17 protein-coding genes are annotated in these 22,061 nt (G+C 67.7%); 7 read left to right on the top strand and 10 right to left on the bottom strand.

The features are described 5' to 3' along the window. Nucleotides 1-282 precede the first annotated feature (282 nt). Nucleotides 283-909 carry a lysophospholipid acyltransferase family protein gene (locus VGW35_11835; protein HEV8308348.1) on the bottom strand — a complete coding sequence of 209 codons (627 nt, stop codon included), beginning with the start codon at nt 907-909 and terminating at the stop codon, nt 283-285. A 29-nt stretch (nt 910-938) separates the two neighbouring features. Between VGW35_11835 and VGW35_11830 the strand changes: the two genes are divergently transcribed. Next, complete coding sequence (locus VGW35_11830; GenBank protein HEV8308347.1) at nt 939-1,715, top strand: glycerophosphodiester phosphodiesterase family protein; 777 nt, start codon at nt 939-941, stop codon at nt 1,713-1,715. Between the two features lie 19 nt (nt 1,716-1,734). On the opposite strand, the gene VGW35_11825 is transcribed toward VGW35_11830, so the two are convergent. Beyond that, on the bottom strand, nt 1,735-2,805 hold the full coding sequence (locus VGW35_11825; GenBank protein ID HEV8308346.1) for an ROK family protein: 1,071 nt from the start codon (nt 2,803-2,805) through the stop codon (nt 1,735-1,737). A 158-nt stretch (nt 2,806-2,963) separates the two neighbouring features. Between VGW35_11825 and VGW35_11820 the strand changes: the two genes are divergently transcribed. Continuing rightward, complete coding sequence (locus tag VGW35_11820; GenBank protein HEV8308345.1) at nt 2,964-4,094, top strand: citrate/2-methylcitrate synthase; 1,131 nt, start codon at nt 2,964-2,966, stop codon at nt 4,092-4,094. Here VGW35_11820 and VGW35_11815 read toward each other — a convergent pair. The 3 genes from VGW35_11815 to VGW35_11805 all read right to left on the bottom strand — a co-directional run bounded on the left by VGW35_11815 (nt 4,079) and on the right by VGW35_11805 (nt 8,123). Then, on the bottom strand, nt 4,079-4,846 hold the full coding sequence (locus tag VGW35_11815; GenBank protein HEV8308344.1) for an alpha/beta hydrolase: 768 nt from the start codon (nt 4,844-4,846) through the stop codon (nt 4,079-4,081). The genes VGW35_11820 and VGW35_11815 overlap by 16 nt on opposite strands. A gap of 192 nt (nt 4,847-5,038) precedes the next feature. Then, nucleotides 5,039-6,709: an acyl-CoA synthetase gene (locus VGW35_11810; protein HEV8308343.1), complete on the bottom strand. Its 1,671-nt coding sequence runs from the start codon at nt 6,707-6,709 to the stop codon at nt 5,039-5,041. Between the two features lie 175 nt (nt 6,710-6,884). Continuing rightward, complete coding sequence (locus tag VGW35_11805) at nt 6,885-8,123, bottom strand: OFA family MFS transporter (protein ID HEV8308342.1); 1,239 nt, start codon at nt 8,121-8,123, stop codon at nt 6,885-6,887. A 990-nt stretch (nt 8,124-9,113) separates the two neighbouring features. Between VGW35_11805 and VGW35_11800 the strand changes: the two genes are divergently transcribed. The 5 genes from VGW35_11800 to VGW35_11780 all read left to right on the top strand — a co-directional run bounded on the left by VGW35_11800 (nt 9,114) and on the right by VGW35_11780 (nt 14,073). Further along, entirely contained in the window at nt 9,114-10,157 is a 1,044-nt protein-coding gene (locus VGW35_11800) for an ATP-binding protein (GenBank protein ID HEV8308341.1), read from the top strand. A 217-nt stretch (nt 10,158-10,374) separates the two neighbouring features. Then, nucleotides 10,375-11,265 (top strand): VWA domain-containing protein, encoded by an 891-nt coding sequence (locus VGW35_11795; GenBank protein ID HEV8308340.1) that lies wholly within the window; start codon nt 10,375-10,377, stop codon nt 11,263-11,265. Nucleotides 11,266-11,357: 92 nt separating this feature from the next. Then, nucleotides 11,358-11,672: a hypothetical protein gene (locus tag VGW35_11790; GenBank protein ID HEV8308339.1), complete on the top strand. Its 315-nt coding sequence runs from the start codon at nt 11,358-11,360 to the stop codon at nt 11,670-11,672. A gap of 38 nt (nt 11,673-11,710) precedes the next feature. Further along, nucleotides 11,711-13,066, top strand: coding sequence for a hypothetical protein (locus VGW35_11785; GenBank protein HEV8308338.1), 1,356 nt, complete (start codon nt 11,711-11,713; stop codon nt 13,064-13,066). Continuing rightward, entirely contained in the window at nt 13,066-14,073 is a 1,008-nt protein-coding gene (locus VGW35_11780) for a tetratricopeptide repeat protein (GenBank protein ID HEV8308337.1), read from the top strand. Before VGW35_11785 ends, VGW35_11780 begins: the two co-directional genes overlap by 1 nt. Before the next feature lie 102 nt (nt 14,074-14,175). Here the strand turns inward: VGW35_11780 and VGW35_11775 are convergent, their stop codons facing one another. The 5 genes from VGW35_11775 to VGW35_11755 form a co-directional block, all read right to left on the bottom strand. Further along, entirely contained in the window at nt 14,176-19,992 is a 5,817-nt protein-coding gene (locus VGW35_11775) for a carboxyl transferase domain-containing protein (GenBank protein HEV8308336.1), read from the bottom strand. Nucleotides 19,993-20,310: 318 nt separating this feature from the next. After that, a complete protein-coding gene (locus tag VGW35_11770) occupies nt 20,311-20,556 on the bottom strand; it encodes a hypothetical protein (GenBank protein HEV8308335.1) in 246 nt (81 codons plus the stop codon). A gap of 81 nt (nt 20,557-20,637) precedes the next feature. Next, complete coding sequence (locus VGW35_11765) at nt 20,638-21,012, bottom strand: hypothetical protein (protein HEV8308334.1); 375 nt, start codon at nt 21,010-21,012, stop codon at nt 20,638-20,640. A 78-nt stretch (nt 21,013-21,090) separates the two neighbouring features. Next, the gene (locus VGW35_11760; protein ID HEV8308333.1) at nt 21,091-21,303 is read right to left on the bottom strand and encodes a hypothetical protein; all 213 of its coding nucleotides are present in this window, start codon (nt 21,301-21,303) and stop codon (nt 21,091-21,093) included. A 325-nt stretch (nt 21,304-21,628) separates the two neighbouring features. After that, entirely contained in the window at nt 21,629-22,051 is a 423-nt protein-coding gene (locus VGW35_11755) for a hypothetical protein (protein ID HEV8308332.1), read from the bottom strand. Nucleotides 22,052-22,061 lie beyond the last annotated feature (10 nt).

The raw sequence follows: 22,061 nt of genomic DNA, 5'->3' as shown, positions 1-22,061 counted from the left end.
GCCTCCGTCGCCGGAGGACTCGGGCGGCTGGCCGCCGATCTCCAGTCGGGCCGGTGGGACGCGCGCTTCGGCCGCCTGCGCCGACTCGACGAGATCGACCTGGGCTACCGCCTCGTGGTCGGCGGCGAGCCGGCTTAGCGGGGGTGTCGACGTAACCCCGCAGCCTGCCCGAGCGAGCGATGCGTCGAGCGGCGCTCCGAGCGGCGGCTCCGCCGCCGGGCCCACCCACCCAACCCGAGAGGGGGGGCCTCTGGGGGGTCTGCCGAGACCCCCCCGAAGGACTCAGCGGATCGAGAGCCGCTCGGCGATCCGGTCCCGGACGAGCTCGGCCATGACTTCCGGCTGCGACTTCCGGTCGGCGGTCGGCGGCAGGTCCTTCCGCGTGAGCGGCGCGTGGTAGGTGACGGTGACGCGGCCGGGGCGCGGAAGGCGCCGGTGGGCGGGCCACGCCTCGAAGGCCCCGGCGATGGTCACCGGGATGACCGGGGTCTCGGTCTGGAGCGCGATCCGGAAGGCGCCGGGGCGGAACGGCAGGGGCCGCCCGTCGCGCGACCGGCCGCCCTCTGGGAAGATCACGAGTGGCTCGCCCGCGCGGAGCGTACGGATCGCGGTCCGCACCGCCTGACGGTCCAGGTCCTCGCGCACCGGGAACGCGCGGCACCAGCGGATCATGGCGCCGAGCCCGGGCACCCGGAAGAACGGCTCGAGCGTCATGTAGTGAAGGGGCCGATGGACAGGAATCGTGATCAGCAGCGGGTCCATGTACGAGACGTGGTTGGGGGTGAGGAGGACGGGGCCGGCCGCCGGGACGTGCTCGACGCCCTCGAACCGGATCCGGAAGAGTGCCCGGGTGGCGAGCCAGACGAACGGGCGGAGGATCTCGAGGAACCAGAGCGGAGCGCGGCGCACGCCGCCATCTTGCCACGAGCGGGCCCGACATGACAACGACGAGTGGCCGGCGGCCCCTCCTGATCGCGCACCGCGGCGCCTGCGCCGTCGCGCCGGAGCACACCATCGCGGCCTACGAGGCCGCCATCGAGGCCGGGGCCGACGCGCTGGAGCTGGACGTCCACCTGACGGCGGACGACCAGCTCGTCGTCATCCACGATGGGCGCCTCGAGCGGACGACGAACGGGCGCGGTGTGGTGCGAGAGCACACCGCGCGCGAGCTCAAGCGCCTGGATGCCGGCCGCTGGTTCGGCCGGCAGTTCCGCGGCCAGCGGATCCAGACGCTCCCTGAGGTCCTCGAGCGCTTCCGGGACCGGTCGGCATTCGGGATCGAGCTGAAGGGAGGCTCCCATTTCTACCCGGCGATCGAGGAGCGGCTCCTCACGGTGCTTCAGATCTATGGCGTGACCGACCGGACGCTCGTCGCCTCGTTCGACCACCACGCGCTCCGGAAGTGCCGCGACCTCGATGCAGACATCCGACTCGGCGCGCTGGTGGTCGGCCGGCTCCTGGCGCCGTCGGCACTGGCGCCCGCAGGAGTCCTGAACGCCCTGTGCCTCCCGGCCGAGCTGACGACGGCCCCCGACGTGGGCGCCGCCCGGGAGGCCGGCCTGGACTGCTATCTCTGGGTGGTGAACGACCCGGCCCGCGCCCGCGAGGTCGCCGAATGGGGAGTCGCCGGCATCATCACGGACCGGCCAGAGCTCCTGCGTCCCGTCCTCGACCGCCTGGCGCCGGGCCTGCCCGGGTCGATTCCGGGGGCGTGAACGGCCGACAGCGCCGCGCTCACGTGCGGGCGCGCGGCCGCAGCGCCGAGGCGAGCGCCGCGGCCCCGATGATGCCGGCGTCCTCGATCCGCTCGGCCGGCACGATCCGACAGGCCGCGAACAGGGTCGGGATGGCGTGGTCGCGAGCGGCGCGCCGGATGGCCTGGAAGAGGGGTTCCCCGGCCTTGGCGATCTGACCGCCGACCGCGACGGCTTCCGGGTTGAACGTGTTGATGAAGTTCGCCACGCCCAGCCCGACATACCAGCCGGTCTCGTCCCAGACCTCGAGCGCCACCGGGTCACCTTCCGCCGCGGCCTCGGCGACGAGCCGCGGCGAGAGGCGCCCGAGGTCGCCCTCGCACAGCTCGGCCAGCCGGCTCTGCCCCGCCCGGCGCAGCTTCTCGCGCGCGCGCGCGATGATGGCGTCCCGATTGGCCAGCGCCTCCAGGCAGCCACTGGCGCCGCAGCCGCAGCGAGGGCCGCCCGCCAGCACCACCGTGTGGCCCAGCTCGGCGCCACCCCCCTCGGCCCCGACCAGCAGCACGCCCCCCTCCCAGTCGGCCGGTCCCTGGACCTGCGCCCGAGTGAGCACCACGCCGGCGCCGATCCCGGTTCCCAGAGTCAACAGGACGAAGCCCTGGGCCAGGCCCCGGCCGATCCCGAACCGGTATTCCCCGAGCGCGGCCAGGTTGGCGTCGTTGCCCATGTAGACGGGACAAGCCAGGGCGCGTTGGACCGACGGGCCGAGCGGGACGTCGCGCCAGGCCTCGAAGAGGCCCCCACGCGTCTCCCCGAAGTTGGGGGCCCAGCGCACGGTGCCGGTGGGGCCGTCCACGTGCCCGGGGACGGCCATCCCGACGGCGGTCCCGGTCGAAGGGGCTCCGGCGCGACGGATCGCCTCCCGGATGGTCCCGACGATCGCCTCGAGCGTCCGCTCGAAGCCGGCCGCCGCCTCTGACGGGTTCTCGACCGGCGGGCTCAGGAGCCGCCCGTCCTCGGCCACGGCGGCGGCCCGGACGTTCGTTCCTCCGAGGTCCACCCCGATGATCACCGGGTCGGGCGCGGGCGGGCTAGGGCGGATCCGATTCACCCCACGCAAATACGCGAAGCGGCTTTCGCCCCATTTCCCTCTCCCCCATCGGTGGAGAGTCTACCACGCGAGCCGACACGCGCGACCAGGCCCCGCGTGCCAGACGCCCTTGAAGGGGCTACCGGAGTGTGATAGAAAGAGGCGCCACGGAGGGCCACATGAACACGGCAGTGAAGGCCGGCCTCGAAGACGTGGTCGTCTCGACCTCCGAGATCTGTTTCATCGACGGACAACGAGGGCGGCTCCTCTACCGCGGCTTCGACATAGACGACCTCGTCGCTCACTCCACCTTCGAGGAGGTCGCCTACCTTCTCTGGCACGGGACGTTCCCCTCCCGAAAGGAGTTGGACCGCCACCTCAGGGCGTTGGCGGGGGCTCGGAAGCTTCCTCCCCGGCTGACGGGGCTCCTGAAGGCACTGCCGAAGAAGGCGGTCCCCATGGATGTCCTGCGGACCGGCGTCTCCGCCCTCGCGACCTATGATCCCGATCCCGCCGACGACTCCCGCGAAGCCACCCTGCGCAGGGCCATCCAGCTCACGGCTCAGATGCCTACACTGGTGGCGGCCTGGGAGCGAATCCGGCACGGGAAGACTCCAGTCGCGCCGAACCCGCGCCTCAGCCTGGCCGCCAACTTCCTCTACATGATATCGGGCAAGAAGCCATCCGAGCTTGCCGCCAGGACGCTCGACGTCGCCCTGATCCTGCACGCCGACCACGAGCTGAACGCCTCCACCTTCGCCGCCCGGGTTACCGCCGCGACTCTGTCTGATCTCTACTCCGCCGTGACGTCCGCCATCGGGGCCCTGAAGGGCCCGCTCCATGGTGGGGCCAACGAAGGCGTGATGCGCATGGTCGAGTCGATCACGGAGCCGGGCCGGGCCGAGGGGTGGATCAAGAAGGCTCTGGCCGACAAGGTCCGCATCATGGGCTTCGGGCACCGCGTGTACCGCGTAGAGGACCCACGAGCCAAGCACCTCCGCCGGCTCGCTATGGAGCTGGGCCAGCAAGCGGGAAAGAGTCGGTACGTCGAGATCCTCGACACGGTGGCCCGGGTCGTCACCGAGCAAAAGCGCATCTACCCCAACGTGGACCTCTACTCAGGCGCCGCTTATGCCGCCATGGGGATCCTCACGGACCAGTTCACCCCGGTCTTCGCCATGAGCCGAATCGCCGGCTGGTCCGCCCACGTCTTGGAGCAGCACGCCCACAACCGGCTCATCCGGCCTCGCGCGGAGTACTCGGGCCCGGTCCAGGCGACGTACGTGCCGATCGATCAGCGGCCGGGCTGACGGCCGGCGTCACGTCCCCCCAGCCGCGCCCCCACCCACTCGGACACCACCGACAAGACTTCCGGGTTCACCTTCAACTCGAGGTGGTTGTACCACCGGGGCAGGTATCGGACGAGCCCGTTCTCGGAGGAGACGTCCGGCCGGAGATGACCCCGGACCTCATGCACCGTGGCCCCCGGCAGCCGCTCCGCGAGCTCCCGCGTGCCGGCGATGATGTTGGGGATATCGCGCGCGGCGTGAACCAGCAGGCACGGCCCGGCGCGCGACGGAACGTCGCCCAGGCGCTCGAGTAGCTCGACGACGTAACCCGAGTAGGGCTCTCGCACGAGCGGGCTGGGGAAATTCTCGAACATCCAGCGGCCCTGCGGGGAAACCTCCTGCACGGCCGCCGGCGACACGGCCACCGCCAGGTCGGCATCGGTCATCAGGGCCAGCCGGCCACCCAGGCTGTGGCCGATGGCCACGACCGGACCGTCGGCCGAGAGGTAGCCGAGCGCGGCCTGCACGTCGGTCAGGACCCCGGCGCCGATCGGGGCGCGGTTCTCCCCGTGGCCCCGGAGGTCGATGCACAGCGCGCGGCAATGAGCGCCTTCGGCCACGGCCAGGGCGAGCGCGAACATCTCCGCCTTCGCGCTCCCGTAGCCGTGACAGATGACGGCCGCGCCGCGGGCCACCGCATCAGGCTCGAGGAGATAGGCGGGGATCGAGTAGCCGTCAGAAGCCCGAAGATCAGCGACCCGGCGGACGTGCATCGCGCCTAGGAGTGTGTCGGAGTATCCCGGCAGCTCGCCCCGAGCAGGCCATGCGTCGAGCAGCGCTCCGAGCGCGGGCTTCGCCCGCGCAACTTTTCCTGGGGGAGGTTTCGGAGGGGGCCGTTGAGGCCCCCTCCGATCGACTAGGACTTCGGGGGGTCTCGGAAAACCTCCCCGATGCCCCCCGAAGCTCTACGGCGCTTTGGGCTTGTCCGGCTCCCGCTGCCGGAGGATGCGTCGGAGAAGCTTGCCCGTTCCCGGGCCGCCCGGCCCCGGGGCGCGTGGCATCTGGTCGGTGAACTCGACCTCCCGGGGGAGCTTGTACACGGCAATCTTCCCCTTGCAGAATTCCACCAGCTCGGTCTTGAGGCCTTCGGACGGCTGTTGGCCGGGCTTGAGCGCGACGAAGGCTTTCGTCCTCTGCCCCATGACCGGATCGGGGACGCCGACAACGCCTGCATCGGCCACGGCGGGATGGGTCACCAGCACGTCCTCGATCTCCTCGGGACCGATCCGGTACCCGGAGCTCTTGATCAGATCGTCCTCTCGGGCGAGGAACCAGATGTACCCGTCCTCGTCCATGCTGACCATGTCACCCGCGCGACACCAGCCGTCCCTCACGGAACTCCGTTGCTTTTCCGGATCGCGCCAGTAAATGGTCCCCGTGGGGCCTCTCGCCCACAGCTGGCCGGTCTCGCCGGGCTTGCAATCCTTTCCCTCTTCGTTGACGACCCGGAGCTCGTACCCGGGACCCACCGGCCCGATCGATCCCGGCTTGACCTTCCGCGTCACGGCCGAGCTGATGAAAACGAACATCATCTCGGTCGTTCCGAGCCCCTCGTAGATCTCCTGGCCAAACTTGGCCTTCCAGTCGAGATACGTCTGGGCCGTCAAGGATTCTCCGCCACCGGTGCAGATCTTCAGGGAGCTGAGATCGTACCGCTTCTCGGCGTCGGGCACCTGCAGCAGCTTCCGATAGGCGGTCGGAAGGGCCGACAGGACGGTGACCTTGTGGTTTTGAATGGTCTCGAGCATCCCCTCCGGCGTGAAGCGGGGCAGGAGAGAGAGCGCGGTGCCGAATCGGTAGGGGATGGTGGCCGCGGCCGAGTACCCGGCCGCCAGCGCCAGGGGGGCGGCGCTGAGCAGGACGTCGCTGTCGGCGAGGCGCCAACAGGACTTCCCGAAGCCATCCGGAACGATGAGGGCCTCCTCCATGAAGTGGGCCGTTCCCTTCGGCAGGCCGGTGGTCCCGGAGGTGTAGAGGAGGACCGACACGTCCATCCGATCCCGGCGCACCGGGTCGCACGTCGGCTCGCCGGAGTCGAGCAGCTCCTGATAGGGCACGTAGCCCTTCTTCTTGATCTCCTCCGGCTCTCCCCCCACGACGATGACGTGCTTGACCGTTTTCAGCTCGGCTCTCGCCTTCTCGAGCTCGTCCAGCAGGGCCGCGGCCACGATGACCGCCTTGACCTCGGCATTGTTGAAAACGTGGGCGATCTCGGCACGGGAGAAGAGGGCGGAGGTCGGCAAGATCACGCCACCGATCTTGATCACGGCAAAGTTGGCCACGATGGCCGGCGGGATGTTCGGCAGGCGGAGCGCGACCCGATCCGCCTCTTCGATGCCGAGCCGCTTCAGGGCGCTCCCCAGCTTGTTGACCTGGGCCAGGAGGGCCTTGTAAGGCATCCGCCTGTCCTCGAAACAGAGCGCCACCCGGTCCCCTTTGCCGGCGGCGACGGTCTTGTCCAGCAGCTCCTCGGTGCTGTTCAACCGCTGAGGGATCTCCTTGAACTCCGGAAGCGTATAGATGCGCTGCGGCCAGAGCTCCCGCGGCGGCAGGTACTCGGCAGGGATCTTACCCATCGTCTCCCCCTACTCCTTCAGCAGGTTCGGTTGCGCCTCTCCGAAAACGGACCGAGGCTGGAGTGTCCGAGGATCGAGAGCCGGTGGACGCCGCTGCCCTCCGCCCGCCAAGCAGCTCGACGGCGGGACCGGAGGGCAGCTTGCGCCCGTGGTCGTCGGTCGCCTGACCGGAGGGCTACGCCACCGCCTTCACCGGCGCCCCCTCGGGCACCGCGGGACGCCGCGCCAGAAACTCGAAAATCAGCGCGACCACCGCCAGAGCCGCCGCCCAGTAGAAGGCGACCTGGTAGTTCTGGTACTTGTCGAAGAGCACGCCGGCGATCCGCGGGCCGATGATCCCGGCCACGCCCCACGCCGTGAACAGCAGGCCGTAGTTGAGGCCGGCGTTCTTGGTCCCCCAGAAGTCCGAGGTCGTCGAGGCGTTCACCGAGAGCTGGGTGCCGTAGCACCAGTAGATGACGAACACCAGGATGAAGAGAAGCGCGGCATTGCCGCCCGCGAGGTACACCAGCGGCATGGCCACCGCCGAGACCGCGATCATCAGCCGCAACACGTTCAGGCGGCCCATCGCGTCGGACATCCAGCCCGACAGGATCCGCCCCGCGGCGTTGCCGACGGCGCCGACGACGATGGCCGTGCCCGCAATCGCACCCAATCCCACGCCGCGGAAGAACGGGACGAGCTGGCTGATCGCCATGAAGCCCGCCACGGTGCCGAGGCAGTAGGCGATCCACATGAAGTAGAAGGTCGGCGTGCGCAGGGCCTCGCTGGGGGTGAACTCGTGCGTCGTCGCGGCGGCCTTGGCCGCGGGCGCCGGGGCCCAGCCGGGCGGCCGGTAGCCCGCCGGCGGGTTCTTCAGGAGGAACGCCCCGACCATCGTCATGATGAAGAAGATGACCCCCAGGATCTGGAAGGTTGCCCGCCACCCGTAGCTCGGGATGAGCCAGTTCAGGGCCAGCGGGCCGAAGATAGCGGATCCGCCGCCGTAGCCCGCGACCGCGAGACCGACCGCCAGACCCCGCCGATCCGGGAACCACTTGGCCATGACCGGGATCGGCGTCGCGTAGCCGAAGCCGTTCCCGATTCCGCCCAGCGCGCCGAACACGAAGAAGATCCAGCCGAGCGTCGTGGTCCAGGCGCTGAGGAAGAACCCGACACTGACCAGCACGCCGCCGGTCACCGAGACCCAGAACGGCCCCTTCTTGTCCTGGAGCCGCCCGGCCAGGACGAACGAGATCGCGAAGACGACGACCGCGATCGTGAAGATCGTGGAGGTGTCCGCGCGCTTCCACCCGAACTCCTTCTCGAGCGGCGCGACGAACACGCTCCACGCGTAGAGCGAGCCGAGGGCGAGGTTCATCAAGAGTCCGCCCACGACCCTCCACCATCGATTGATGTGTTCCTCTGCGGCCATCTCCTCCTCCTCTCCGGTCGCCGCACCATTCTCCGAAGGTGCCGGGCCCCCCGCGGACCCGACCGTTGACCGCGGGATGTCTTCGTCGACTACGACACCTTCGGGACAACTCGTGGAACAACCTCGTCCGAGTAGCAGTCCTCAGTCCCTGCCCCGCGAGCGGGCCATACCCCGAGAGATGATCTCTCTTTCCTCCCCTCACCTCCTCTCACGGTTCCGACGGGCGTACCGGTGATTCGCTGTATCCGCACCGAGGGCTGCCTGGACGGAAGCCAGACGGCGCAATCGAACGACGTTCGAGGAGGTAGCCGGGGAGGAGGGTCGCCGGCGGGATCGACTCGGGCGGGAGCCTGCCCGACACCGCGCCCGTGACCCGGCCGCTCGCTCCTCTGACGCTGAGGCCGTCGAATGAATTGGGGTGATCCTCAGCAAGGCCCGACCCGAAAAGTAGTGGCGCGTTGATACCACGCGTCCCCGGTCTTGTCAAGCCCCCGCCGACGGCCTGGCCCCGGGCCGCCGCAATCCCGCTTCCTTGCAGTGGATTCGCGGAGCCGGCGAACGCCGTTCAGCTTCCAGGACGGTGTCGGAGTAACCGGGCGCTACGAATCGCCCCGCCGCCGCGGGTTGGTGTTCCGCTTCGAGCGTGAGTATCCCGGCACCGGCCACCGAGCGTGTGGTGCATCGAGGAGTGCTCCGAGCGGCGGCTCGCCGCCGCCACGACGGGGGGGCATCGGGGGGGTCTTCCGAGACCCCCCCGAAATGACCTAGCGCGCCGTTGACCTCGATCCCCCGCAACCGATAGAATCCAGGCACTCCCCGGATGAATCCGGTGAGACGACGGGCCCCGCACACGGATGGCAGATCGCGTGCCGGCCGTCTCTCGCACTCCGAGGCTGGTCATCGAGAGCCGGCCAACGCCCGCCTGGGGGTAGAACCTCCACGCGGAGGCACAGATACCGGGAGCAGACGCGGGAAAAAAAGGAGATCCCCGTGAAGCGACCCCTCTTTCCGTTCTCGGCGATCCTCGGCCAGGACACGATGAAGAAGGCGCTCGTCTTCAATGCCATCGATCCTGGCCTCGGAGGGGTTCTGATCCGCGGGCAAAAGGGCACTGCCAAGTCCACCGCCGTCCGGGGCATCGCCGAGCTCCTCCCGCCACGCCTCGTCGTGCACGGGTGCGCGTTCGCCTGTCACCCCGACCAGAAAGAGGGCCTCTGCCCGGAGTGTCAGGCCAAGGTGGAAAGGGGAGAAGCACTATCGCTCAGCGAGACCTCCACTCCGGTGGTGGATCTCCCCCTGAATGCCTCGGAAGACCGAGTCGTGGGATCCATCGACATCGAGGCGGCACTGAAGAGGGGGCAGAAGGCCTTCCAGCCCGGCATCCTGGCCCGGGCCCATCGGGCCATTCTGTACGTCGACGAGGTGAACCTCCTGGATGACCACATCGTCGATCTCCTGCTCGACGTCGCCGTCACCGGGATCAACCTGGTGGAACGGGAAGGCGTGAGCTATGCCCACCCGTGCCGGTTCATTCTGGTGGGGACCATGAATCCCGAGGAGGGGGAACTGAGACCACAGCTCCTGGACCGGTTCGGCCTCTGTGTGGAGATCCAGACCGAGCGGTCCCGGGAGCACCGCAAGGAGATCGCCCGTCGCGCGCTGGCCTTCCAGACCGACGCGGACGCGTTCCGGCTGCAGTGGCAGGCCTCGCAAGAGATACTCCAAGCCGAGATCGCCAGGGCTCGGGAGCTTCTCCCCGCTCTGACCCCGGCCGACGAGCTGATCGAACTCGTCGCCGAGGTGGCCGAAGAGATGAAGGTGGACGGCCATCGGGCCGAGATCACCATGCTGAAGGCGAGCCTGGCCGCGACCGCTTTTCGGGGGCAGCAGGAGCCGGCCCCGCAGGATCTTCGGGACATCGTCGAGCTGAGCCTCCGCCACCGCGTCAAGCGTCTGCCGTTCCAGGAAAGCGCCCTGGATGCCAAGACACTGGATCGTCTGACCGGCGCATTCCTGGAAAGGAGGCATCTTTGACGCGGAGCCTGCCTCGTCGGTCTCGGCCGCCATCGATCCGAGAGACTCCCCGGGTGTCAGCCGCGCGTCCCGGACGGCGCACGACAGCACGGATCGCCGACCCCGGGAGGGACCAGGCGGGGGTGGAGGCTCCGGCGGGGCGGGGAGCGTCGGCGCAGCGGCCCGCCTGTGTCACTGCGATCAGGATGATTGCCCCTACCGACCCTACGATCGGGAGATGCAAAGGATCGAATTCGACGAGGTCCTACTCCAGCGGATCATGGAGGGCCATAACCCCCATCTGCTCACCTCCCGGAAGGAGCGGCAACGCCGGGACACGCCGGGCAAGCGGGGCACCGCCCGGACCGAGCTCGCCCGCGGCCGCTACATCCGCGCCTTCCATGCCGGCCCCCTCAGCCGGGACGTTGCCCTCGATGCGACGATCCGTACGGCCGCCCTGCACCGGCAACGCCGAGAGCCGCGGGATATGGCTGTCCAGGTCGAGCCCTCGGACCTCCACGCCAAGGTCCGAGAGCGCAAGGTCGGCCATCTGCTCCTCTTCGTGGTGGACTGCAGCGGCTCCATGGGCACGCAGCGGCGGCTCCTCGCCACTCGAGGGGCGATCCTGTCCCTGCTGGTAGATGCCTACCAGCGCCGGGATCGGGTGGGCCTGGTCACCTTTCGCGAGCAGTCGGCCGCCGTCATCCTGCGCCCGACGTCGAGTGTGGAGCTGGCCAAGAGGGCCTTCCAATCCCTGGCCACCGGAGGCACGACGCCCCTTTCCAGGGGGCTCTTCACCGGCTACGAGCTGATCCAGCAGGAGCGTCGCAAGGAACGGAAGCTCAACCCCGTGCTCATCCTCATCAGTGACGGCCGGGCCAATGTGTCGATGGGCGACACGGCGCCCGGCCAGGAAGCCGCTCGGCTCGGGGAGATCATCCGGGCCGGAAAGATCCGCAGCATCGTCCTCGGCACGGCCGGCCAGGGCCGGCGGACGTCAGACCCGCATGTCTTGGCGCCCGCCGAAGAACTGGCCGCGGCCATGGGGGGCGAGTTCTATCCCATGGACGAGATCAGCGCCGAGCGCATCTTGGAGGCGATCGGCCGCGATCGCCATTTCGACGACTGACCCGCGCGACGCGGGGCGACAGCCCGAGAAGCGTCGCGCCGCAAGAAACCCGGAGGACAGCCAGAATGGTTCCAGGGCAGGAACGGAAACGCATGGAAGAGCGGTTCGGGGAGATCGGGCGCGGCCTCACCGAGCTGACCATTCAGGGGACGCGGTACGACCTCTACCAGTTGCTGAGGGCGGTGGGGATGGATCACGCCGACATCCGTCCCATCGACGCCCACTATGTCGACGGCTGCGAGCGCTTCGCCATCCGCTACTTCGATTTCGAAGAGCGGATGATCGTCGCGTACGAGTTCGACGCCGACTTCGCCTATCGCGGGGAGCACGGGGCCCATATCGACGAGTGGATGGGCGAGGACTACTACAACTTCCCCTGGGCCATCTTCTGTCCCGACTCCATCTGACCGTCGAATCTCGACAGACGACCAACGAGGCGCGTGAGATGGAAGAGCCGTCACGGATCGCCCCGCAGCGCCGGTACATCGAGCGGCGGGCCGAAGAGCTGCTGGAGCGGATTCCCTTCATGGAGGAAGCCGAGCTCCGGTGGACCGTCCGAGTGCTTCGGGACTGCCTCTCCCCGACGGCGGCGCAGGAGATGCTCGGCGACTTCAGCGAACACCTCGAGCTGCATCAGATGCGGCACGTCGCGCAGGGCTTCGTCTCGCGGTACACCGCGCATGCCCTGCAGGCCTTGGAGGCGAAGCGGTTCACGCCCGGAACGAGCCTGCAGGACTTGACCAATGAAGAGCTTCAGTCGATGTCGGCCGCCGAGAAGTGGGGACTCTTGCAGCAGGATGCGAGAGCCTTGCAGCCTTACCAGGTTCGACGGGAGCTGGCCAGGCTCTTCGTCTGCCTCCATTTCAACCTCTTCCACGATCCCGGCCTCGGAGAGGCGGCGGTCGAGTTCAATGCCTACCTCGACGTCCTCGACAGCTTGCAACGCCTCGGCGACACGGCAATCGAGGAACTGAAGGAGCAGGCTCTCGCCGCCTTGAGCGGTCGCGATTTCCGCGACGCCTCGGCCGTGGATCCCGTGTTGACCACCCTCCGGGAGGCGATTGGCCGGGGGGTCGGCCTCACTCCGCCCTTCGACCATCTCTTCGGGGAGCGAATGGCGCCGTGGCCGCGCACGCCGCCGACCGAACTGCCCGAGGTGCTGAATCCACAGATCAGGGACGCGGTCGGGGGGATGAATCTCTCGCAGCTCCAGAGCTCTCTCCGCGTCCTTCTCGAGCTCATGGGGCTCGAGGAGCAACGACGAGAGCTCGCGCCCATCCGGTCGAGGTACAAGAGCCTCGGCGAAATTCCCGTGGAAGCACTCACCGCCCTCTTGCCCCGGCTGTCGATGCGGCTTGGAGACCGCACGATCTGCGATTTCGCGCTTCGATACCGCTCAGGACGCCTGTGGGTAAGGGAACCGATCAACCCGCAGGTGTGGAAGCTCCTCCCCTTCAAGGACAAGTTCATCGTCCTGGAGGCGGACAACGAGGCGATGGATTCGCTTCAAGCCGCCCGACACCTGTCTCGCCTCCTGCTCACGGAGCGGTACGAACTCCTCTTCGACCCAGCCTATCAGGTCGGCCTGACGCACCAGCCGATCTATCAGCGCGCCCTCGACCGCTGCATGATGGAGCTCCGGAATGCCGACGATCTCCAGAGCCTGAACCGGCACGTCACTCGAATGATGTTGGAGCTGGAGGAGATGGTGCCGGACGCGGAAAGGCCCGGCCGCTTTCTGGCAATCCGGGAGGTCATCGGGACCGGCCTTCGGCTTGCCCCGGCGCCCGAGGAGGGCTGATGCCGGCGCCGCAGGCTCCCCGGGAGGCGGTGGAGGCCCTGGAGGCCCAGGCCCGGGCCCAGGAGGCCGATGGGAACCGGGTCGGCCTCGTCGAAACCCTCGCCCAGTTGGCCACGATTCTGAGGGAAGGGCCCGACGAGGCACTGGCGCGAAGCGCCCTGGAGCAGGCCTACCGAGTCGCCGGGACCATCGCCGATGAGCCGGGGATGGCGCCGGCGCTCCACCGGCTGGGCTTTCTCTATTATCTGCAGGGAGGCTGGGACCGGGCCTTGGAGCTGTATCATCGGGCATTGGCTCTGCACGGGCAGGCGGGTGACCGGGTGGGGACCGCCATCACACTGGGCGCGATCGCCGAGGCCTTCCAGGGGAAAGGCGCCTTTCGCAAGGCCCTCGAAACCTACGAGGAAAGCCTCGCGCTGAAGACGGAGCTCCGAGACGAGCGGGGCCTCACGCTGACCTGGAACAACATCGGGACGGTGAAGGCGCGGATGGGCGATGTCTCGGGAGCTCTGGAGGCCTTCACGAAAAGTCTCCAGATGCAGGAAAGGCTCGGGGATACGCTCGGTCGGGCCGTCACCCTGGCGAACATCGGCGGTCTACATCTCCGCCGCGAGAATTGGTCAGAGGCCCTCGGGGCTCTCGAGCAGGCCCTGGCGCTCTACGAGAGGGCAGAAGACCCCACGGGCGTGGCCGTGACGCTCAACAGCCTCGGCCTGGTCCAGCGGCGACTGGGAGACCTCGAGGGGGCTTATCAACGGTACGCCACGGCCCGGCGCCTGATCGAGGCGTCGGGCGACCTGCTCCGGGCCACCATCCCCGCCCATAATATGGCCCTGATCCACGAAGCGCGGGGGGAGTATCGGGAGGCCCTCCGCCTCATGGAGGAGGTCGTCGCCATCGACAAGCGGATCGGCCATCCCGACCTCCGGCGGGATCTCGAGGCCTTCGGCAGGATTCGAGAGAAGCTGGACCGGCAGCGCGATAGTACCAGGAGCCCCTCGGACTAACGAGTGTACGGCGGGATGCCTGCCCTGATGGCGACAGAGTCCGAGCGGCGGCTTGGCCGCCGCGACGACATCGGGGCGGTGTTCCGACCTCCCCCGATTTAGTTAGAAGGCGGCCCGGGCTTTCGCCTCGGCGACCTCCAGCGCGCGAACGACGTGTGACCGCAGATCCGCGAGGTCGGGCACGGTCCAGTCGAGGGCGCCGGTTTCCATCGCGTCGCGATCGGCCCGGCTCCTGCGGTTGAATTCCTCGAGGTACTCGTTCCGGAGCCGGTCGGCCTCCTCTTTTCTGCCTTGCGACACGAGCTCGGCGTACCGGGCCCCGTGGAAGAGGTCGAAGGCCGCCGATCCCCCCATGACGGCGAGGATGGCCCGGTCGAGCGCGATGTAGGTGATGCCGGGCCTCAGGAACCGGCTGAACGCGTGGATCTGCCGGCCGCCGAAGTTCTGGTTCAGGACAACGGAGACGACGGGGACGCGGCTGAGGACGTTGACATCCAGAGATTCGCCGCCGATCTGCTGGATGCGAAGGCGCTCCTGCTTCGTGCCGGGAACGAAACCGGGGGCATTCGAGAGCATGACCAGCGGGATCCCGTTCCGGTCGAGGAACTCCATGAACACGCGGAACTTTTCGGTTCCGGGCGCGTCCGGAGCACCGCCGCCGAGCGGCTGGTCCGCGATCACGCCGACGACCTTCCCGTTCAGCGTGGCCAGCCCGGTGATGAGCGTCGACGCTCCAGCCCGCCGTCCTTCACCGTAGAACTCGAGGAACGTGCCAGCGTCGAACACGGCCTCGATGACGGCCGTCACCATGTCGTAGGGTCGCCACGTCTCGGCCGGGATGTCTGGAGCCCCCGTGGGCGGATCGAATGCGAGAGACCCGCCCTTGGCGCCGAGAAGGCCGAGGACACGGTTCGCCAGATCGAAGGCGTCCTCCAGGCTGTCGGCCTGGAAGGGCGCAGTCCTCAGGGCGAGCCGCCGATCCTTCTCCGAATCGTCGGTCCGCTTCACGTAGATGACCGCGTCCGCCTGGCTGTTGAGGGTGACGAGCCGGAGGCCCTCCGGATGGGTGACGATGTGGACGCGGGGCGGCCCCGGACCGAAGAGGAGACGGACGAAATCCATCCGCGCCTGGATCGCCATCTCGTCCTCGCCCTCGATGCTTCGGTACCATCTTCGGCCGAAGACCAGGATCTTCGGCGACCGGGTCTTGTTCGCGATTTGCAGAAGCTCTTTGGCCCGCACGACGCTTGCGAAGGAGCGAATGCCCGAGTCTGTCCGCGGGCCCATCAGGAGGACGTGTTTCCGCCCGAGTTTCGCGAAGCCGCCGACCAGGGCTCCAGCCTCCACGTACTCCCCTTTGAAGGGCATGAAGGTCCCGCTGTCGACGTTGGCGCTGATCCGGCGCTCGTTCAGCACGGCGTCGGTGGTGCTATCCGGATCTGGGGAGGATCCGCCGGGCGCCCGGGCGATTCCGGCTCGGCTCGCACCGTCCGCGAACAGCTCGTGGATGCGCCGGATCCGGCCGAGCAGGTCGATCCGGTCGCGAGCGACCAGATCCACCGTGCCGGTCCACTGGCCCATGACCCGGGCGCCCCCGATTTCGTAGTTGGTCAGCTGCTCGCCGGTCACGGACCGGATCACGTTCGACCCCGTCAGAACGCGGTAGGACTGCTCGGAGTCGAGGATGATCTGGATGGCGGCCTGGGAGGATCCGTACACGTCCAGCCCGCTCGAGGAGCCGACGCCCACCGCTACCAGGAAGAAGGAGCGCGGCCCTCGTTTCGCGTTCGCCGATTTCGCGAGCCCGAAGGCGCGGTCGAGCTCGTGGAAGAGGTCGCGAAGCACGGGGTCGTCGGAGCTTCGAGCGGTTGACAGGAACCGGTCGTAGCTCACGCCGTGGGCGATGAGGCTGTTCAGCATGAAGCCCTCGGCCGCGCGGTTGAGCGAAACCATGCCCTGCCGGACGTTCGCGCCCGCGCCGTCGTTCCAGACGTAGAGGGGCGTGTCCTTGAGATAGGCATAGTAACAGGCCGCCGCGTATTTCCGCCCTTCGAGGTCCCCGGTGGCGCCGCCGCTGATGCGCGAATCCTTGACGAAGAATACGGCCGGCCGGCCCGCCATCAGGCCCTCATAGATCTTCGCCGCCACGGGGTTCCTCCCCGCGTTTCGATTCGCCGATTCGCCGATCCCGTCGATGGACTCGATCAGGACCTCCCGCACCGTGCCCGGGTCGAAGCACTCCTGCGCCCAGACCTCAGCGGGCCACTTGCGCCGATCGAACAGCCGCTGGTTCTTCTCGTCGAGGACGCCGTTCCAGAGGGGATTCAGGCGGTCGGTTTCGTGCAGAAGGTCCAGGCGCGGCCGGCCGTGCTCGAGATCGACGTTCAGGACCTTCCGTTCCGCCTTCGGGCGGCCCGGCCGCCTCGCGTCGACCTGCAGAAGGACCCACTCCGGCCTCGCGTGGCGCACGAGGCGGACGGCCCTCCCCATGATCTGGCCGAGGTTCTCGTACTGGAAGACGGAGGGATCGCTTCCCGCGAGATCCATCTCGACCGGCCGTCCGCAGGCGAGAATCTCCACGAGGTTCTTTTCGCCTCTGGCCAGCCTGTCGTAGGCCGCCAGGAAACGACCCGCCTGGGCGGCCGCCTTCTCCAGGTTCGGGGCGGAGACGATGCGTCCCCGGGAATCGGAGACGGGCAACGGCGCCCCGTCCTCGAGCCAGGCGATGCTCGCATAAGCGGGAACTCCCCGCTCGAGCGGCGTCAGTCGATACACGACGACGGTGGGACTCGAAGACGGCAGGCGCTCGATTCGAAATCGACCGGACCACAGTCGCATTCGCGCGTCGAGCTCCTGCCGCACCCAGGAGGGAAGAGCCGCCGGAACGGGATCCGCTTCGGGGCTCCGCAGAGCGGCCATCGCCCGTTCGCGGAAGCTTCCGTCGTCGCCCGGGAGGGTAAGGAAGGGGTTCTGCGCGACGTCCTCCAGCTCGCTCGGGTGGGGTCGGGCCGCCCCGCTCTCTTCGAGAACGACGCGGCCAGGGTCCCGAGCCGCTGCGCCCAAAAGGAACGCCCGACCGAGCACCACGAGAGAATCGTCCCGTTCCGACTGTTCCTGGCGGACAAGGTTGCTCACGGAAGCCAGCACACCCGGCGCGGTAAAGGAGCGTTCCCGAAGAAGCTCGAGGAGCGCGGCGATCAAGCTTCTCCCGTCGCGGATGGCGCAATAGGCCCGAAGGATGTGAAAGAGGGCGAGCTTCATCTCGGCGCTTCGCTTGCCTCCGGACCACGAGATCCCGTATCTCCGCAAGAGGAAGCCGAGGACGGAACGGAAGAAGTCGGGAGGCGTATAGGTTTCGTTCTCCCATTCCAGCACCAGGCGATTCATCTCCCCGAACCAGGTCTGGCTGCCTCCCAGCGTGGGAGAATAGATCTGCTTGAGGGAGGCATAGACATCGAGAATGTCGGTGATGATCTCTTCGCAGGTGTCGATCGGGATCCCGGACCCCTTCAGGTCCTCGAGGAACCGTCCCAGTCGTGCCGGGATCTCGTCGTCCTGGAGGTATCCCAGGTAGAAGGACCGGACCAGGGACAGGATCGAAGGCACGGCGCCGGAGGGATTCACCCGAGCGGCTTCGCCGAGGCCCCCATCCGGCAGCTCCGGATCTCGCAGGCGCCCCAGAATCTCGTGGGGCTCCCCGCGGATCTCGACGGCGTCCGGCTCGGGGTCCTTCGCCGGCCTCGCCGATTCCTCGTCGACGATGATCAGGATCTCGCCTTCGGTCAGGGCCTTTCCGAGGATCAGCCCCTGGGAGGTCGTGCCTCGGACCAGCCGGGAGAGATCGCCGTCCTCCACCAGATAGCTCACGACCCCCGATACGGGCGACGAGAGGACGGTCTCCATCTTCATCGCCGCGATCACGATCAACGGCTCTCCTCGCTCGATCCGGCTGCCGATTCGGATCCGTTGGCCGCTTTTGTCGGCGGCGAACTCGACGAAAGAGCCCTGGAAGGGCGACCGGACCGTCCCCGGAGAATCGGCCTTCCGCCTGGTCCCCGCCGCCTCCAGCTTGATCCGGTAATAGTGGATCCGGCCATCTTCCTCCATCACCCGCAGCATGTGAAAGGATGGCCGGCGGTCGATCCGGACGGGGTAGGATCGCCCGTGAAAGAGGATCAAGAAATCGTCGTACCCCTCGACTCGCCGCGAGATCTGCATTTCGCCGAAGTAGACGTTGTTCACGAAGGCGCCGAACGTCTCGACCCCGAGCTGCACGACGTCCACGCGGATTCGCTTCCCGTGGACCTCGGCGTAGAAAGAGGGCGACAGGGACAGACTCCCTTCCAGCAGGATATCTTCGAGGTCCTTCGAGGACAGACAGTCCTCCAGCGCCTGGTGAATGGTGTGCGCCAGCTCGGCCAGACCGCAGAAGACCGCCGCATCGACGGGTCGCTCGGCGTCCGTTTCCGGGGACTGAAGCTCCTCCGAGTCCTCCAGGAGCCGGTTCGTGTAGGTGCCGCTCTTGAACTCGGGATGCCGGACGATCTTGAGAAGCTGATCGACGTTCGTGGTGATCCCGCGGATGTACAGCTCGCTCAGGGCTCGCTCCAACCGCAGGAGGCACTCTTTTCGGTTCGTGCCGCGCGCGATGAGCTTCCCGATCATGGGATCGTAATCGGGCAGTACGGTGTCTCCCTTCTTGAAGCCGACGTCGCAGCGGATTCCGTTGAAGGTGGGTAGATCGAGGTCCTGAATGACGCCCGGGCTCGGGGCGTAGTTGTTCCAGGGGTCTTCCGCGTAGATACGGCATTCGATCGCGTGGTCCTTTTCCGCGAAGCGGACCTGATAGTACGGTATCTCGCTTTCCCGGCCGTCGAAGTAGAGGATCTGCCATTTCGCCAGGTCGATGCCCAGGCTCTGGTCGGTCACGGGGTATTCGACCTGGAGGCGGGTGTTGATCTCGAGGAAGCCGAAATCCCGGGTGGCGGCGTCGAACAGGAACTCCACGGTGCCGACTCCGCCTCCGTCCGCGTAGCCCGAGATCGCCGCCATGTTTTCGGCGGTTGCCAACAGCTTCAGCATCGTTCGGGTGTCGAGAAAGAAATCGCCCGTTTCCTCGATGATCTTCTGGTTCCGCCGCTGAACGGCGCACTTCCGGATGCCCACCGCCGCCTCGTTGAAGATCTGCACCTCGATGTGCACGGGGCGCCGGATGTATGTCTCCAGGTAGAGGGAGCCGTCGCCGTAGATCGATTGCCCGATCCGGCCGGCTGATTCGTAGGCATTCGCGAGCTCGGCCTCGTCGTAAACGGCGACCATCCCTTTTCCGCCGCCGCCGGCGTTCAGCTTGACCATGACGGGATATCCGATCCGCGCGGCCTCGGCCTTCGCATGGTCCAGATCGCGGATCAACTCCGTCCCTTCGAGCACAGGGACGCCGTTCGCCTTGGCCAGAGCGCGGGCGTCGAGCTTGTTTCCCACCCGGCGCATCACCTCCGCCCGCGGCCCGAGAAACACGATGTCCCGCCCCTGGGCTCGGGACAACTCGGAGATCGCCTCGACGAACTGGTGGCTCTCGGAGATGAATCCGTAGCCGGGATAGACGGCGTTCGCCTTCGACAGAAGAACCGCGGCCAGGACGACGGGGATGCTCGTGTAGTTCCGGGCATCGCCGATATACACGACCTCGTCGGCGAACTCGTACCAGGACTGCCTGCGGTCGGGATCCGTTACGACCGCCACCGAGGAGATCCCTTCCTCCTTCAGGACGAAGAAGAACTGCTTGGCGATCTCGCCCCGGTTCGCGACGAGTACCTTCTGCAGCCGGTGGCGCCGCTCGAGCGCCGGCGGCCTGGGTCTGTCGAGAAGGGGGTTCGCGGTCCGGAGCTCTTTCAGGGCGGTCTGTACTTCGCGCATCATGGCCAGTCCCCAGTCTCGTGCGGAACGTCGGCGGTATTATAGAGAAGGCCGTCTGGCGAGGCAAGGAGTGGCCCGGCGCCAGCGACGCGCGGGCCGTCGCGTCGAGACGACCTTCGGCCCTTGGCGACCTGTCCCGCGCGACGGCGCTTCGGACGGGCACCGGACCGCTCCGATACCTTGGCTACGAGGCTGTCGGCGTGATCGCGCGTACCGTGCAGCCGAGCCGCCGCGCTGGCGGTGGTCCGGTCCGAGCGGCGGCTTCGCCGCCGCCACGACGGGGGGGCATCGGGGGGTCTTCCGAGACCCCCCCGAAATGACCTAGCCCTTGCCGAGGATGTGACTCTCCAGCTCCCTCTGGCTCTCCTTCAAGGTCAGAAACGGGGACCGCTTGACCACCGCCTCCTGTCGATGGCCACAGGCCGAACATCGCATCACATGGACCATGTCGATGTAGTAGTGGCCACAATTGGCGTCGGCGGGATCATCCGCCAGCGAGATTCGCTCGAAGCTATCCACGCGGTGAAACTGCACCACCGCGCCGCTCCCGCACCGCCTGCACACCATGACCTCCTCCTGCATCATCCAACAAAGGAGAAGGGGCCCGCCGACTCGACGGGCCCCTTCATCTCCGCTCGGGGAATCGGTTCAGGCTTTGCTCAGAAGATTCTGCACGGCCTCCTCGACACCAACCATCCGATCCAGCTCCCGATCCGTCCTGGGGAAAACCTCGGACGGGTACCGGTCCCCGTCCTTGTCGAAGACGAGGAGGGCGGGCACCGATTTCCCGAAGTCCTCCTCCAGCGCGCCCTTGGCCCCGAAGACCGCGCGCTTCGCCGAGGGGGGACCCGTCACCGCGGCATTGTAGGTCTTGAAGGCGGCCGCCTCCTCGGCGGTGTCCTGGACCTTGACGTTGACCCCCTTCTGCTCCAGCTGCTTCAGGAGATCGAGCGCCTTCTTGTTGTCGCAGCGGAACTGGGGCCCCGGCTCCTGTTTGCTGCTGTAGTAAAACTCGACCTTCATCGAGATACCTCCGAAAACCCTCACGACCGCCTCGGCGGTCGTGAGGTGGGATGACTATCCCTCGAACGATTGGAACGGCTACGAGAAGGGGAAGCCCTTCCGAATCGGGCTCGCCCCTCCGCAGTAGTCACACTGCTTCGGCTCGTTCCCCTTGGGGATGATCCGCGTGTATGGCCACTCGGTCACCGCATCGTATCCCCAGTACGCCTGCGCGATGTGGGGGTCGAGCGCCCGCGTGTAGTGCGGACACTCGAAGGGGTAGGTGTCGGCTGGCCAGCTCCGTTCTGCCATCTTGGATTGTCTCCTCTCCACGGCTTCGCCGCCGCCAGACGCGGAACGCTTCTTTTCCGCGCCCCCAGCGACACGGCCGGGCCGGGCACGCTTCGCCTCCGCCGGTCCGCCGCCTCGGCTGGGCCGGGTAGGCTTCCTCTCCGCCGGTCCGCCGCCTCGGCTGGGCCGGGCAGGCTTCCTCTCCGCCGGTCCGCCGCCTCGGCTGGGCCGGGCAGGCTTCCTCTCCGCCGGTCCGCCGGGGCGGCTAGATCCGGAATGCCCCCTCGTTCGCTTAGACGCGGAACGCCCCTTCACTCGGCCAGGTCCGGAGCGTCCCGGTCGTCGCCTACTTCGCCGGCTGATACGGTTTGCCCTCGATGATGAAGCGCGGCCGGCTCCCCACCAGGTCGCTAGCCGTCAGCTTGCCGGCCGACACCAGCTTGCCCCGGACGTTCTTGTAGGTCGGTCCGTGCTTCTGGTCCGGGGCCCGGGCGTAGGCCGGCGGGCTCACCTTGTCCGTCGTCTTGTAGTCGGTCTTGAAGTCCTTGGTCTGAGCGTAGCCCGGCAACCGGTCGTGCGGCCCCTCGGCCGGCTCCGGCCCCTTCACCCGCTGGCCGTTCGTGAAGGCAACGGCATAGATCCCGTCACAGCCGGCGCACTTGATCTTCCCCGAGAAGTTCCAGAAGCTGAACGGGTCCATGTAGTTGACCACATGACACTTGGGACACTCCAAGAGCAGCGAACAGTGGGCGTAGCTGACCTCCGCCATGCATCTCCTC

This window comes from Candidatus Methylomirabilota bacterium, from assembly GCA_036005065.1.
Lineage (GTDB): Bacteria > Methylomirabilota > Methylomirabilia > Rokubacteriales > DASRDR01 > DASYQW01.
Note: the sequence above shows the minus strand (reverse complement) of the source record. Positions and strands in the feature narration are given on the sequence as shown.